This window comes from Enterobacter sp. SECR19-1250 (assembly GCF_013391025.1).
Lineage (GTDB): Bacteria > Pseudomonadota > Gammaproteobacteria > Enterobacterales > Enterobacteriaceae > Enterobacter > Enterobacter cloacae.
The window spans coordinates 59,065-73,376 of record NZ_JACASJ010000004.1; the positions used below are offsets into that span (position 1 = coordinate 59,065).

The 14,312-nt window shown below is 55.8% G+C and carries 12 protein-coding genes and 1 pseudogene; 4 read left to right on the forward strand and 9 right to left on the reverse strand.

Annotated elements, in window-relative coordinates; genetic code table 11:
• Window positions 1-32: 32 nt before the first annotated feature.
• Window positions 33-929: a DMT family transporter gene (locus tag HX884_RS02060; protein WP_178327577.1), complete on the forward strand. Its 897-nt coding sequence runs from the start codon at window positions 33-35 to the stop codon at window positions 927-929.
• A gap of 32 nt (window positions 930-961) precedes the next feature.
• On the opposite strand, the gene HX884_RS02065 is transcribed toward HX884_RS02060, so the two are convergent.
• Window positions 962-1,636: a DUF3313 domain-containing protein gene (locus tag HX884_RS02065; RefSeq protein ID WP_129251665.1), complete on the reverse strand. Its 675-nt coding sequence runs from the start codon at window positions 1,634-1,636 to the stop codon at window positions 962-964.
• Window positions 1,637-1,770: 134 nt separating this feature from the next.
• A complete protein-coding gene (locus HX884_RS02070) occupies window positions 1,771-3,366 on the reverse strand; it encodes an ABC transporter substrate-binding protein (RefSeq protein ID WP_178327578.1) in 1,596 nt (531 codons plus the stop codon).
• A 110-nt stretch (window positions 3,367-3,476) separates the two neighbouring features.
• Between HX884_RS02070 and pepT the strand changes: the two genes are divergently transcribed.
• Window positions 3,477-4,706, forward strand: a complete 1,230-nt coding sequence (gene pepT / locus HX884_RS02075; protein WP_178327579.1) for a peptidase T — start codon at window positions 3,477-3,479, stop codon at window positions 4,704-4,706.
• Here pepT and tehB read toward each other — a convergent pair.
• Window positions 4,703-5,296 (reverse strand): tellurite resistance methyltransferase TehB, encoded by a 594-nt coding sequence (tehB, locus tag HX884_RS02080; protein ID WP_178327580.1) that lies wholly within the window; start codon window positions 5,294-5,296, stop codon window positions 4,703-4,705. The genes pepT and tehB overlap by 4 nt on opposite strands.
• Window positions 5,296-6,297, reverse strand: coding sequence for a dicarboxylate transporter/tellurite-resistance protein TehA (tehA, locus tag HX884_RS02085; RefSeq protein ID WP_029883797.1), 1,002 nt, complete (start codon window positions 6,295-6,297; stop codon window positions 5,296-5,298). Before tehA ends, tehB begins: the two co-directional genes overlap by 1 nt.
• A 122-nt stretch (window positions 6,298-6,419) precedes the next feature.
• Here tehA and ydcK point away from each other — a divergent pair.
• Window positions 6,420-7,400 (forward strand): annotated as a pseudogene (gene ydcK / locus HX884_RS02090) (YdcK family protein).
• Here the strand turns inward: ydcK and rimL are convergent.
• The 4 genes from rimL to HX884_RS02110 all read right to left on the reverse strand — a co-directional run bounded on the left by rimL (window position 7,395) and on the right by HX884_RS02110 (window position 11,841).
• Window positions 7,395-7,943: a 50S ribosomal protein L7/L12-serine acetyltransferase gene (gene rimL / locus HX884_RS02095; RefSeq protein WP_047024790.1), complete on the reverse strand. Its 549-nt coding sequence runs from the start codon at window positions 7,941-7,943 to the stop codon at window positions 7,395-7,397. The pseudogene ydcK and the gene rimL sit on opposite strands and share 6 nt — an antisense overlap.
• A 45-nt stretch (window positions 7,944-7,988) precedes the next feature.
• A complete protein-coding gene (locus tag HX884_RS02100; protein ID WP_058651346.1) occupies window positions 7,989-9,644 on the reverse strand; it encodes a glucan biosynthesis protein D in 1,656 nt (551 codons plus the stop codon).
• Between the two features lie 243 nt (window positions 9,645-9,887).
• On the reverse strand, window positions 9,888-10,661 hold the full coding sequence (locus HX884_RS02105; protein WP_023330389.1) for a transporter substrate-binding domain-containing protein: 774 nt from the start codon (window positions 10,659-10,661) through the stop codon (window positions 9,888-9,890).
• Window positions 10,662-10,671: 10 nt separating this feature from the next.
• On the reverse strand, window positions 10,672-11,841 hold the full coding sequence (locus HX884_RS02110; protein ID WP_178327590.1) for a pyridoxal phosphate-dependent aminotransferase: 1,170 nt from the start codon (window positions 11,839-11,841) through the stop codon (window positions 10,672-10,674).
• A 113-nt stretch (window positions 11,842-11,954) separates the two neighbouring features.
• Between HX884_RS02110 and HX884_RS02115 the strand changes: the two genes are divergently transcribed.
• Window positions 11,955-12,797 carry a LysR family transcriptional regulator gene (locus HX884_RS02115; RefSeq protein ID WP_045902939.1) on the forward strand — a complete coding sequence of 281 codons (843 nt, stop codon included), beginning with the start codon at window positions 11,955-11,957 and terminating at the stop codon, window positions 12,795-12,797.
• Here the strand turns inward: HX884_RS02115 and HX884_RS02120 are convergent.
• Entirely contained in the window at window positions 12,784-14,289 is a 1,506-nt protein-coding gene (locus tag HX884_RS02120; protein WP_178327581.1) for a carboxylesterase/lipase family protein, read from the reverse strand. The genes HX884_RS02115 and HX884_RS02120 overlap by 14 nt on opposite strands.
• Window positions 14,290-14,312 lie beyond the last annotated feature (23 nt).

A 14,312-nucleotide genomic window follows, 5' to 3' on the forward strand; every position in this document is an offset into this window, starting at 1 on the left:
GTGGGTTTCCGTGGTTTGAGAAGAGAGACAACATGAACGCATTGTTATACGGACTGGTGGTGGTTATCTGGGGAACCACCTGGATTGCAATTTTCCTGCAGCAGGGTCCTGTGGCGGCCCCGGTGTCCATTTTCTGGCGTTTTGCGCTGGCCAGCGCCACGATGATGGTGGTGCTAATGGCGCTTGGTCGCCTGCGTAAACTGGCGCTGCGGGATCATCTGTTCTGCGTGCTGCAAGGATGCTGCGTGTTTTGCTTCAACTTCTGGTGCTTTTACACGGCAGCGGCGCATATTAACACTGGCCTGGAGTCGGTGATATTTTCCATGGCGGTGCTCTATAACGCCATCAACAGTTTTATTTTCTTCGGACAGCGTCCACCCGCGCGTTTCTGGACAGCGGCCGCCCTGGGTCTGGTGGGGATCATCACCCTCTTCTGGGACGATCTGCTGGCCAGCGGCTGGAGCGTATCGCTGCTGACGGGCATTGGCCTTTCCGCACTCGGCACCTACGGCTTCTCGCTGGGCAACATAATCAGCATGCGGCATCAGCGCAGAGGGCTAGAGACGATGACCACCAACGCGTGGGCGATGCTCTACGGCACGCTGGTGATGGGCTGCATCGCGCTGTTCAGAGGCGACAGCTTCGCGCCGCAATGGACGATGAGCTACATGGGGGCGCTGGTCTATCTGGCCCTGTTTGGTTCGGTGATTGCCTTTGGTGCCTACTTCAACCTGGTCGGACGCATTGGTCCGGGCAAAGCGGCCTACAGTACCCTGCTCTTCCCGCTGGTGGCGCTGTCCATCTCCACCGTGTATGAAGGCTACGTCTGGCACATTAACGGCATTATCGGGTTACTGCTGATTCTGGGCGGGAATATGGTGATGTTTACCAGACCGGAAACCTGGTTCAGACGCCTGCGTACGGCATAAAAAAACGGCCTGCGCTTGCAGGCCGTATATGATTATTTCGCTGTTTTATGCACATCAAACATGGTGGCGTCCGTCGCCATGTCATCAACAACCTGCTTCAGCGTCGCGAAGGTCATTGGTGAATTTTCGTTGTTCAGCTCTTTACCTTCACCTTTACGAACAACCTTGATTACCGGTTTGTTCGTCGCCGCATCAATCAACTCACCCTCGAAATAGAGATGGGTATCCATGGTGCGATGGCCGGTTGCCATCTGCGTACCTGCCACCACCAGCGCAACAGGCACCACTTCATAGAACTGCAGACCTTCTTTCTGCGAGCTCACCCCAGTGATCGCCCCGCGGAAAATCAGGCTGTGTTTGCCCGGCGTCGTCACAATTGGCTTGCGTTGGCCAATCGCGGTTTTCATTTTGTTATTGGTGTAATTTAACAGCTCATCAAGCGTACGTTGACCAATCTGGGTGGTCGGTTTAGGTGCCGGATAATAGGTAATCGGCGTCCAGATGATACTGTCGTAATTTGCTTCGTTATAAGAAGGATCGACCCAACGCAGGGTTGGTTTACCCGTTGCGGATGTCGTTTGCTGCAAGCCTGAGTAATCTTTCAAAAAGCCGGAGTATTGTTCAGGCGCGGCGACCTTGGATGAACACCCCGCCAGCGCCAACAGACCAGAAAGCACTGCAACTTTAAAAAAAGTGTGAGTACGCATGATGATTTTCCATGTTATCTGCAAGTATGCATTTGAAGTTATAGCAAAAGTCAGGCGGGTTTGTTGTGACAAAAAATGATGCCGGGAGCACAATTTGCGAAAAGTCTGCCCGCCATGCGACGGGCAGTGAAAAATCATGGTTTTATATCAACCTGCCAGAAGATATGTTTGCCAAACGGGTCGATTTCGTATCCCGTGACTTCCTTACGAACCGGTTCAAAAATCGTGGAATGGGCGATCATCACCGCGGGCATCTGATCGTGCATCATCTGCTGAGCCTGCTTATACAGCGCCACGCGTTTGTCATGATCGGTTATCGATTTTGCCTCGGCGATGATGTCATCAAACGGCTTGTAGCACCATTTGGCCGAGTTTGAACCGCCGTTCGCCGAGGTGCAGGTAAAGAGCGGACCAAAGAAATTGTCCGGATCGCCGGTCGCCGTAGTCCAGCCCATCAACGCGGCCTGATGCTCGCCGCCCTTCACCCGCTTCAGGTACTCGCCCCATTCGTAGGTGACGATTTTGGTCTGCACACCCACCTTCGCCCAGTCCGCCTGAATCATCTCCGCCATGCGTTTCGCATTCGGGTTATAGGGGCGCTGCACCGGCATCGCCCATAAATCGATGCTGATACCGTTGGCAAAACCGGCCTCTTTTAACAGCGCTTTGGCTTTTTCGGGATCGTATTCGTAATCCTTCAGCTCGCTGTCGGCCCCCCATACCCCCGGCGGCAGCAGGTTCTTCGCCGCCGTGCCAGTGCCGTGGAACACGGCGTCAATAATGGCTGGTTTGTTGATGGCCATCGCCAGGGCCTGGCGCACTTTCACATTATCCAGCGGAGGCTTCAGGGTATTGAACGCCAGGAAACCGTTATTCAGCCCCGCCTTGCTCATGAGATTGATATCCTTGTTCGCCTTCATTCGCGGCAGATCGGCCGGGTTCGGGAACGGCATCACCTGACATTCGTTTTTCTCGATTTTGGCAAAACGGACCGACGCATCCGGCGTAATGGTAAACACCAGCCGATCCAGCTTCGATTTCCCCTGCCAGTAGTCCGGGAAGGCGGTGAACAGGATGCGGGAGTCTTTCTGATATTGCGCCAGCTTAAAGGGGCCGGTGCCGATGGGCTCCATGTCCACCTTCTCCGGCGTGCCCGCCTTGAGCATCGCGTCGGCATATTCCGCCGAAAGAATGGAGGCAAAATACCACGCCAGATCGGCGACAAATGGCGCTTCCGGGTGCGCCAGGGTAAATCGCACGGTATGCTCATCCACTTTATCAATCGCGGTGATTAAACTGCCAAACTCCAGACTTTCAAAGTTGGAATAGCTGCCGTTAGAGACGTTATGGTAAGGGTGATTCGCATCCTTCTGGCGCATAAACGAGAAAATCACATCATCGGCATTAAAGTCGCGCGTTGGCGTAAAGGACTTATTGCTCTGGAATTTCACCCCTTTGCGCAGATGGAAGGTATAGACCTTGCCGTCTTCGCTCACCTCCCAGCGCTCCGCGAGGCTCGGCACCAGCTCCGTGGTGCCGGGTTTGAAATCGACCAGCCGGTTATAGACCGGCACCGCGCTGGCGTCCACGCTGGTACCCGAGGTATATAACTGAGGATTAAAATTTTCCGGAGACCCTTCGGAGCAATACACCAGCGTTTTCGCGGCTACGGTGGAACTGACCGTGAGCGCGGCGAGTGCCAGGGTTAACGTTGTGAGTTTGCTTTTCATCATTTATTCCTGTCTTTTAATTCGACGGCTAATTAATTCTTTTGCCATTTCATAAATAACATTAAAGTGAGGGAGCAAACACCCGAAAAATAAATAAGGAAGAAAACACTATGGGCTCGCCGCTTTCCAGACAATTAACGCAACGCTTTTTCCGTTATCTCGCCATCACCAGCCAGAGCGATGCAAAAGTCAGCACTCTCCCTTCCACTCCGGGCCAGCATGAGATGGCGCGGGAACTGGCGAAAGAGCTGACACAGCTGGGCTTAGACGACATTGTCATCGACGAATTTGCCACGGTCACCGCGGTAAAAAAAGGCAATGTGCCCGGCGCGCCGCGGATTGGATTTATTACCCATATTGATACCGTTGACGTGGGTTTATCACCGGATATTCATCCACAAATATTAACCTTCACTGGTGAAGACCTCTGTCTGAATAAAGAGAAAGAGATCTGGCTTCGCGTCAACGAGCACCCGGAAATTCTGGCCTATCCCGGCGAAGAGATTATTTTCAGCGATGGAACCAGCGTATTAGGCGCAGATAATAAAGCCGCCGTGACTGTGGTGATGACCCTGCTGGAAAACCTGACGTCGGCGCATCAGCATGGGGATATCGTGGTTGCGTTTGTGCCGGATGAGGAGATTGGCCTGAGGGGGGCAAAAGCGCTGGATCTGAAGCGCTTCGACGTTGATTTTGCCTGGACGATTGACTGCTGCGAGCTGGGTGAAATTGTCTATGAAAACTTTAACGCGGCGGCGGCAGAAATCCGTTTTACCGGCGTCACCGCGCACCCCATGTCTGCCAAAGGCGTGCTGGTGAACCCGCTGCTGATGGCGACGGATTTCATTAACCATTTTGACCGACAGCAAACCCCGGAGTGCACCGAGGGGCGTGAGGGCTATATCTGGTTTAACGGCATTCAGGCCGGGCAAAACGAGGCCGTACTGAGAGCAAATATCCGCGACTTCGATCAGGCAAGCTTTGCCGCCCGTAAGCAGCAGATTGCCGACGTCGCGGCGCTGATTGCCGCCCGACACCCCACCGCAAAGGTGGAGTACCAGATTGAGGATACCTACAGCAATATCAGCAATGCGATTGGGGAAGATCGCCGGGCCATTGACCTGATGTTTGCGGCAATGGAATCCCTTGGGATTACCCCCAAACCCACCCCGATGCGCGGCGGAACAGACGGCGCGGCGCTTTCAGCCAAAGGGTTGTTAACCCCGAACTTCTTCACCGGCGCGCACAATTTCCACTCACGGTTTGAGTTTCTGCCGCTGTCGTCGTTCGAGGCCTCTTACCACACTGCTCTACAGCTCTGTCTGCTGGCCGCCCGTTAAACGGGTTTACGCGCCAGCAGGGTCGCGAAGCGCAATTTGATGCGGTTGCCGTTCTCGTCGGTGCGATGCAGTTCGCCGGGATCTTCGTTGTACTTAAGCAGATCCCAGCCTTCGTAATAGTGGCTCAGTTCGCCGGTTTTGAATGCAAACGGGAAGCCGACGGTACAAGGATAATCCGCAGTATCCATGGCGGCCACAATCAGGTTGTAACCGCCCGGTTTCGTGCAGCGCTGCATATTGGCGATCAAACCAGGGATGGTTTTCGCTTCAAGGAACATCAGCACCACGGTGGAGAGAATGAAATCGTATTGCCCGTCAAAGCTCAGGCTGTTCAGGTCTTTGATCGCCGTCTGTAGGTTTGCTATCCCTTCCGCCGCTTTAATGCGTTCGATGTTATCGATGCTCATGGGGTTTTTATCCCACGCCGTCACATCGTAACCGTTAGCGGCCAGGTAGAGGCTGTTGCGGCCATTGCCGCAGCCGAGATCGAGCGTTTTACCGGGCTTAACGATCTCTGCGCTGTACAGCACCTCTGAATGGGTACGGGTGAGTCCATATTTCTCGGTGAAGTAGTTTTCGTCGACAGCCATTATTGTTCCTCAGATTGCATAAGCCGTGCTTTCTCAGTGCGCACCAGAAGTTTGCCCTGTATCAGCAGGATGAATGTACGAACCAACAGCATCCCAATGATGAAGTTAGTGAAGATAAAGAGCGGCACAGCAATGGCGTGGAAAAAGCCTGACGCGCTGCTGTGCCCCAGATGCAGACCGGTGGTTGCCAGAGCCGACACGCCAAACGAGAAGCTCCAGAACGATGCGTTAAACGGCTGAGACATGTACCACGGCAACAGACGCAACATAAACAGCAGTTGCAACAGGCCATAACCGAACAGCATTTTGGCAAAGGTATCGGCTTCCCCGCCGTTGACGCTAATCCAGGCGCTACAGGCCACCAGCGCCGGGGCCAGTTGAATACCCAGCGACGTACGCAGTGCGGTGGGCAGTTCACCCGCGCTGCGAAGGCGCTGGAGAATAACCGGTTCCAGGCTGAGCCAGGAAAAGACGCCTGCGCCGAGGAAGACTAACCCTGCATCGTTAAACCCCAGCGCACCACACGCCATCGCGCTGATAAAATTGTTTGCCACCGTAGGCAGATATAATCCCGGCGTTGTCGCCTCCTGAGGATGGTTACCGCGCCATAGCCCGGCGCTTTGCCAGGCGGAATAGGCAAGCTGCACCACCACGCCCACGGCAAACAACACCAGCGAAACCGGGCGGTACCAGGGGACAAACCCAATGGCAACCAGCATCGTGGTGGCCGGAAAAAGGCTGACAAAGCTGCTCATCACCGGGTGTCGCATTTCCGCCAGCACGCTACGCGGGAAACGCACCGCGCGCGTAATAAACGCCACCGTCAGTAAAAACCAACATACCACCGCAAGGGCAACCAACCCCTCACCCGGCCAGCGCGTAACCGGCCAGAGGGTGCTGGCGTATCGCCAGGCGAACCCCATGCCGATAATGCCAAGGACCATGCCAAAATAACCTGCTGGCAGGTTAAGTACCTGCCGGGTTTCGTCATTTTTATTCATTAATTTCAAATTTTAAAATGCATTTGAAATGCCATTTTAAGGTGTTTCCGCCTCGGATGCCAGCACAACGCAAAGCTGAAAGTTTGCTACGTTTAGTGAAGACGCTCACCAGGGATAACACGATGAAAAAGTATCGGCTCAGCGATGAAACCCGGCTCTGGCACTGGAAAAACGGCGAAACGCCCCACTCGGCTACGTTAAAGCAGATTATCGCCACGACAGATTTTAATGACGTAGCCGCCGGGACGAAAGGCGGCTGGATTGAAGATGAACGCGCCTTGTCTCAGGAGGGGAACTGCTAGATCTACGACGAAAACAGCGTGGTCTTCGCCGGTGCAACCGTCTCCGGTAATGCCCGTCTGACCCTGCCGTGCGTCGTCAGCGACCATGCCTATATTAGCGGCAACAGCTGGCTGGACGGGGCAAACGTGAGCCATGGGGCGCGAATAAGTGACAACGTCACCATTCAGAACTCCACCGTACGGGGGGAATGCCATATTTTTGGTGATGCCCGGGTGCTGCATAACAGCATGATTATCGCCGCCAAAGGCTTAACCCCAGACCAGGAGCAGATCCTTAAAATCTACGACAACGCGACCGTCAGCCAGTCGCGCGTGGTGCATCAGGCGCAAATCTACGGCGAGGCCATCGTCAATTATGCGTTTATCGAGCACCGTGCCGAGGTGTTCGACAAGGCCATTCTTGAAGGGAACGATATCAATAACGTCTGGGTATGCGACTGCGCAAAAGTGTACGGCAACGCGCGCCTGATTGCCGGATTCGACGACGATGCCATTCCTACCGTGCGCTACAGCTCTCAGGTGGCTGAGAATGCGGTGGTGGAAGGCAACTGCGTGATTAAGCACCACGTGCTGATTGGCGGTCAGGCGTGGCTACGCGGGGGGCCGATCATGATTGATGATAAGGTCGTGATTCAGGGACGGGCGCGGATAAGCGGCGACGTACTGATTGAGCACCACGTTGAAATCACCGACGATGCCGTCATTGAGGCTTTCGACGGCGACAGCATTCATCTGCGCGGCGAAAAAGTAGTTAACGGCGAGAGTCGAATCACCCGCACGCCCCTGCTGGGCGCGCTATAGGGGGAAAACTCTGCCGTAAAGGTTCACATCGTCATAACGCCCATTGAGGTATTCCGCTTCCCGAAGACACCCTTCCAGGGTAAAGCCGTTGCGACGCGCAACGTTGTTGCTGTTCTGATTCGCCACCCGGCACTTGATCACAAAACGGCGGATCTCGCCCCGCTCAACGTAGTAGCGCATAAATGCCTGCAAGGCGCAGGAGAGGATCCCCTTCCCCTGATGCGCTTCATCGAGCCAGTAGCCGATGTAGCCCGTTTTATTAACCGGCTCAATGGAATTGAACGACAGCACGCCCACCAGTTCGTCCGCCTGAAAAATAAGAAACATTTTCGCGTAGCCGCGCTGATGTAGCATCTGGTTGCTTTGCACGTTACGTCGGGTGTCTTCTTCCGTTCCCACGTGCTGCGCCCAGTCAAACGCGGTTTGCAGAAAGGTGCGGTTTTTGACAACGAGGTAGTGCAGATCGGCGGTGTAGCGCTCTTCGACGGCGCGAAGTTCGATAGCGTCTGATACCGGGATAATTTCGAATTTTGCTGCGGTCATTGCCCCTCACCCTAACCCTCTCCCGAAGGGAGAGGGAATCGATCGTTAACGCATGACCCGGTCGTCAACGTAATTACGTTTGTCCGGAGCTGGCGGGAAATACTGATACAGCCAGGTTTCACTGATGGCATCGCCCTGACAGCGCAGGAACAGGCGCATATCCACCGGCTCCGTCGAATCGGACGTTGGGTACCAGTCAAACAGAATGCGGTATCCGTCAAACGGCTCAACGTAGAGGATTTCCACCTGCTTCGCTTCACCGCTGGAGAGCGTGATCACCGGCTCAATCCCCTTCGGCGCGGCCGCTTTCAGATCGCCGCCGACAAAGTCGATGGCGAAGCGGCGGGCCCATACTTTCGGGTAGTGTTCACCTGGCGCCCAGCCTTCCGGGAAGCCGCCCATACCGGTACGCGTCGCGAAGACGTTGGCCAGCGGGGAACGTACCGGCGGCATGGCGCTCCAGTACAGGCGATATTTGAAGTCCAGCTCATCGCCCGCTTTGACCGCTTTTTCCGGCTGCCAGAAGCAAACCACGTTATCCAGCGTTTCACCCGTGGTTGGGATCTCCATCAGGCCAACCGCACCTTTACCCCAGTCGTTACGCGGCTCCACCCACAGGCTTGGGCGTTTGTTATACCAGCCCATCACGTCCTGATAGTGGGAGAAATCCCGGTCAAGCTGCAGCAAACCAAACCCTTTCGGGTTTTTATCGATAAAGGCATTGAACTGCAATTTCTGCGGGTTGTTCAGCGGACGGCAGATCCACTCGCCGTTACCGCGCCACATGGCCAGACGGTCGGAGTCATGGATCTGCGGATGAATGGTGTCGCACATACGGCGCTCGTTATTGCCGCAACTGAACATACTGGTCATCGGCGCGATACCAAGCTGTTTGATGTCTTTACGCGCATAGAGATGGTTTTCTACTTCCATGATCACCTGGCTCTTCTCGCAGTGGATCACGAACTTATAGGCACCGGTAATGCTTGGGCTGTCCAGCAGCGTATAGACGGTAAAGGTGGTGTCGCCCGGTTTGACGGTTTCAAACCAGAAGGCCGTAAAATCAGGAAACTCTTCCGGCGTGTCGGTAAAGGTGTCCACCGCCAGACCACGCGCCGACAGGCCGTACTGGTAAGTGTCATCCACCGCACGGAAATAGCTCGCGCCGAGGAAAGAGACAATATCGCGACGCGCCAGCTCAGGTGCTTTGAAGGCGCGGAAACCAGCAAAACCGAGGTCGCTCTGCCCTTCCAGTTGTTTGGTATCTACCCCGGTATCCCCGTAGCTGAAGAGCTCCGGGCGGAAGTGGATCTCACGCGCCTGGGAGGTCGACTGGTCCAGGGAGAACATCCGCACGCGGCGGCGGAAGCCCATCCCCATGTGGAAGAACTGCACGTCAAGCTGACGGCCTTCAATGTTATTCCACAGGGACTGTTTTTCATCGTACCGGATGGCGTTATAGGCCTGCGGCGTCATGGTTGCCAGCGTTTCCGGCAGCGGACGCGGCGCGCCACCCCACGGGGTTTTCGCCAGGTCATGGGCCATGGATTGCAGTACGGAGAAGTCAAAACGACGGCTCTGGCCATCGGCGATGTCAGAGTCAGCGGCATAGGCCGCTCTGGAGAACAGTGAAGCAAGGCCAGAAGTGCCGCTCAGGGCTGCCATTGCCAGCGAACCTTGTAAAAAACGTCTGCGATTCATGCCTGGAAAAACGTCCTTATGGTCGTGTGAATGTGTTTCGCGCTCGGCGAAATGACGGCAAGAAAGAACGCACAGCCTAAACAAAAACGGTTAAGAATCCAATTGTTGGCCGGTGATTATATGAGCAAAGTGAGAAATATTTTCTGTCGACCAGAACGGCCCGAAAGTGGTGTAAAGAAAGCCTGGAAAGTGTGAAGAAAAATGCCCCGGTGCGACATCGACAACCGGGGCGAAATGAGGTGGTTATTTTACGCTGACATCGATACCCGGGAAGTACTTATCAGCGAGTTTTGCGATCGTGCCGTCGGCACGAACTTTATCAATCGCGGCATCAAGCTGCTTTTTGGTGGCCTCATCCCCTTTGCGCAGCCCAAAGCCGATCCCGCTGCCGAGGATGGTGTCGTCAGACACCGGTTTGCCGATAAAGCCAAACCCTTTCCCCTGCGGCTTGCTCAGGAACCCTGCCTGCCCGGCCGCGGACATCACCAGCGAGGCGTCGATGCGGCCATTCAGCAAATCGCCCCACGCCATATTCTGATCTTTATACGACACTACCGTGACACCCTGCTTTTCCCAGTGCTCTTTGGCATAGGTTTCCTGAATGGAACCCTGCAACACGCCAATGGTTTTGCCCTTCAGCCCTTCAGGTGTCGCCTCTACTGCGGTTCCGGCCTTGCCGACTAACTGCGAGGGGATGCGGTAGATAGGTTGGGTAAAATCGATACTTTTGCGCCGCTGTTCGGTGATGTTCATCGCCGAGTTGATGGCATCAAATTTCTTCGCCACCAGTCCCGGAATCAACGCATCAAAGGATGTTTCCACCCAGCTGCATTTCAGCGCTGCGGCTTTGCAAATGGCATTCCCCAATTCAACGTCAAACCCTTCCAGCTCGCCGGAGGCATTGCGGCTCTCAAACGGTGGGTATTCCGCTTCCAGTCCGTACCGCAGTTCGGTGGCCGCGAATGACGAAAACGTACACAGCAGTCCCATGCCGACAACTAATGCGCGTAATTTCATCTCAAACTCCTTAGCGTGGTTTAACCCGACACAGGGCCTGGGCACCTGCCCGTAACGTCGCCTCATCTTTGGCAAAAGAGAGACGAATCAATTTATTGTCCGTACCATCCGTATAGAAAGCGGATAGTGGAATGGTCGCGACACCGCACTCAACGATCAGCCGTTTCACCATCTCACTGTCGGGCTCGTCGCTGAATGGGCTGTAATCCGCCAGCAGGAAGAACGATCCCGCGCTCGGCAGCAGTTTAAACGGCGACTCAGCCAGCAGAGTTTGCAGCAGATCGCGCTTGCGCTGATAAAACGTCGCCAGCGACAGCCAGGTTTGCGGATCGGTCATATGTTTGGCAAACGCATGCTGCATTGGCGTATCGGCAGAAAACATCAAAAATTGATGCACTTTACAAATCTCTTCCATCAGTGCCGCCGGCGCAACACAGTACCCCACGCGCCATCCGGTAACGTGATAGGTTTTTCCGAAGGAAGAGATAATGACGCTACGCTCCGACAGCTGCGGATGTGTAGCCATACCGTGGTGCGGTTCACCGTCAAAAACGACGTGCTCGTACACTTCGTCAGACAAAATAATGATATCGGTATTGCGCGTCACGGCCACCAGCTGCTGCAGGTCATTCGCGGAGAACACCTGCCCGCTTGGATTATGTGGCGTGTTGATGATGATCATACGCGTTTTGGGGGTGATGGCCGCGCGGACCTCATCCCAGTTCACGGCAAAATCCGGCACCGTGAGTTTGATGGCGACCGGGGTGGCGCCCTGCAGGCGAACAATCGGCGCGTAGCTATCAAATGACGGTTCGAAGTAGATCACCTCATCGCCCGGATGCACCAGCCCGCTGATGGCGGAATAGAGCCCCTGGCTGGCACTGGCGGTAACCAGCACCTCGCGCCCCGGGTCATACGTGGTACCGTAAAGGGTGGCAATTTTCTCCGCGATACGCTCTTTTAAAGGCTGCAGGCCGGTCATCGCGGCATACTGGTTATGCCCTGCCTCCATGGCGCGGGTTACGCCCGCAATCAGTTTCGGGTCGCAGGAAAAATTCGGTGCGCCCTGAGAAAGATTGATGGCGTTGTGCTGAGCAGAAAGCTGGCCGATTACGGTAAAAATGGTGGTACCCACATCCGGTAATTTGGAACGGGTTTGTACCGCGGTCTTCAGGGTCATCATTTATCCTTCTCATGGGGATTGCATAACTATTCAAACAACAACGCCGTTGCCGGGACAATCGAATTGTTGTCATAATAGCCATGAGAAAAATGCATAGCTGAGGTGTTTTTATGTCGCGCCGTTCGCTCCCGCTCAATGCCATCGACGCATTCCTGGTGACCGCGCGTCACCTGAATCTCACCCATGCCGCCAGAGAGCTTTGTCTGACTCAGGGGGCCGTGAGCCGTAAAATCGCCGCTCTGGAAGCGTGGTTTGGCTTTCCGCTGTTTGAGCGCCACGCGCGCGGATTACGCCTCTCTTCCCAGGGTAGCGCCCTGCTGCCGGAGCTACAATCCGCTTTCGAACAGATGCTGAACGTGGCCGATCGGGCCCGCACCCAGCATACGGTGATCCGGCTGAAAGCGCCCACCTGCGCCATGCGCTGGCTGGTGCCGCGCCTGCTGGAGGTGGAGCGCGAGCAGCCCGATCTGCAAATCGCGTTGACCACCACCACCGATCATAACGTCAACTTTAAAACCGAATCCTACGATGCCGCCATCGTGTTTGGCACGCACATGAGCGCGGGCGATCTGCTGTTCGAAGAGGCGTTAACTCCGGTGCTCAGCCCGTTGCGGGCGGGAGCCGGACTGGGATCATTGACCTTTCTTCACCCGACACGGGATAAAACCGACTGGTCACTGTGGCTGGCGAAACAGGATGAGCCGGGCGTTGTTATGCACAAAAATCAACACTTCGACACGATGGATCTCGCCATTACGGCGGCTATTCAGGGGCTGGGCGTCGCCATCGCTGATGAAACGCTGGTGGAAGAGGACATCCGCGCAGGAAGGCTGGTGCGGCCTTTTGCGACCAGCATCAAAACCGGTGCGAGCTACCGGCTGGTGCTGCGCGAAGCGCCAGGCACGGAAAACGGCCTGGCCGCGTTTCGTGCCTGTTTGCTTAATCGAGGTTAACGTGGTGCTTCATCACCCGTTTAAAGAGGCTCATGCGGGCGCGCATAAAGCGGTATTCAAGCTTAAAACCTGCATGCTTATTCACACCAATGCGTAACAGGACGTCACGCCCTTTACGGCAGGCTGGCCAGTGCGTCGGCCCAGGCAGGCTGTCACGATGCCCGGCATCGCGGGCAAAACTCACCCAGTAGTCGGCCACGTGGGCGGCGAACTGTAAATCACGCGCGTTCACATACTGCCGTGAAGGTTCCACTTCTCCGAGCGTATCAAACACATACGGCACCTCGTTGCCGTGCCAGGCACCGTTGATATAGGTGGCGTGCTCCGCTTCGGCCACATAGTCAAACCAGTAGCGCCAGCACGGCGCGCCGACGCGCTGCTGGGCCTGCATCACCACATAGCCCATTGTGGTGAACGCCATATCCCGGCACACCTGCCTTCCCAGCTCTTCATCGCCTTTCACGCCTGGATAGAGCAGCTTGATCAGCCCCAGACCAAAGCGCCGCTCCCGGCGGAGCTTCTGAATTTGTCCGGCGAGATCGATGCCAAACACCGCCATTACGCTCGCCTCGTCGCTGTTGGAGCCAATCATGATGGGGACAGGCTGCTGACGGGCGGCAAAGAAGACGTCCAGCATCGGCTCCGGCAGCACACAATCTCCGGCGACAGGCACCGGGGCGATATTCAGCGGTGCCGTCAACGGCCAGAACGACTCAGGTGGAATAGCGCGCAGCTGCTCCGCTGTCGCGTTCTCCAGCCCAAAATGCGCGGCCAGCGCTTCCCCTTTTCGCAGGGCCTGCTCGCGCGGGGTATCCGGCAAGGTATAGCCACTTTGCACAATCGCTTTATGAAATAACCCTTTCGCCAGCGGCGAGGCCAGCAGCGACAACACGCTGCGTGCGCCAGCTGATTCACCAAACAGCGTGACGTTTTCGGGATTGCCGCCAAAGGCGGCGATATTGTCCCGCACCCACTCGAGGGCGGCGATCTGATCCAGCAGGGCAAAATTGTGCACCACGCGATCTTCTTCCCCCTCCAGCGCAGGATGGGCGAAAAAGCCGAGATGACCAAGACGGTAATTGAGGGTGACCACCACCACGCCGCGTTCCGCCAGCGCCCTGCCGTTATAGGGCGGTAACCCACCCGCGCCGAGCGTGAACCCACCACCGTGCAGCCAGACCATCACCGGCAGCGGCTCAACGCGGTCAACGGGCGACCACACGTTAAGGTAAAGACAATCCTCTGAAAACTGTCCGGGATCCCCGCCACCCAGCTCCTGACAATATTCGCTGCTTTGCCAGCTTGAGGCGGAAAACGCCGTTGCCGGGCGAACCCCATCCCAGCGTTCGGGCGGTCGCGGCGAGCGCCAGCGCCAGTTGCCAATGGGCGGTGCGGCGTAGGGAATGCCGTACCATGCCTGAACAGTATTATCCATAAAACCAGCCAGTGCGCCGTTGCGCGTTTCAACCACAGGGGCGGAGGAATATTGCATAACTACCTTCTTTTTCCATCACA

Excerpts from the sequence above, each read along its gene's own strand:
- tehB (WP_178327580.1), bottom strand. The coding sequence starts at position 5,296 with ATGGCTGTCGACGAAAACTACTTCACCGAGAAATATGGACTCACCCGT.
- rimL (WP_047024790.1), bottom strand. The coding sequence starts at position 7,943 with ATGACCGCAGCAAAATTCGAAATTATCCCGGTATCAGACGCTATCGAA.
- HX884_RS02110 (WP_178327590.1), bottom strand. The coding sequence starts at position 11,841 with ATGACCCTGAAGACCGCGGTACAAACCCGTTCCAAATTACCGGATGTG.
- HX884_RS02120 (WP_178327581.1), bottom strand. The coding sequence starts at position 14,289 with ATGCAATATTCCTCCGCCCCTGTGGTTGAAACGCGCAACGGCGCACTG.
- HX884_RS02070 (WP_178327578.1), bottom strand. The coding sequence starts at position 3,366 with ATGAAAAGCAAACTCACAACGTTAACCCTGGCACTCGCCGCGCTCACG.
- HX884_RS02100 (WP_058651346.1), bottom strand. The coding sequence starts at position 9,644 with ATGAATCGCAGACGTTTTTTACAAGGTTCGCTGGCAATGGCAGCCCTG.
- HX884_RS02115 (WP_045902939.1), top strand. The coding sequence starts at position 11,955 with ATGTCGCGCCGTTCGCTCCCGCTCAATGCCATCGACGCATTCCTGGTG.
- HX884_RS02060 (WP_178327577.1), top strand. The coding sequence starts at position 33 with ATGAACGCATTGTTATACGGACTGGTGGTGGTTATCTGGGGAACCACC.
- tehA (WP_029883797.1), bottom strand. The coding sequence starts at position 6,297 with ATGAATAAAAATGACGAAACCCGGCAGGTACTTAACCTGCCAGCAGGT.
- HX884_RS02065 (WP_129251665.1), bottom strand. The coding sequence starts at position 1,636 with ATGCGTACTCACACTTTTTTTAAAGTTGCAGTGCTTTCTGGTCTGTTG.
- pepT (WP_178327579.1), top strand. The coding sequence starts at position 3,477 with ATGGGCTCGCCGCTTTCCAGACAATTAACGCAACGCTTTTTCCGTTAT.
- HX884_RS02105 (WP_023330389.1), bottom strand. The coding sequence starts at position 10,661 with ATGAAATTACGCGCATTAGTTGTCGGCATGGGACTGCTGTGTACGTTT.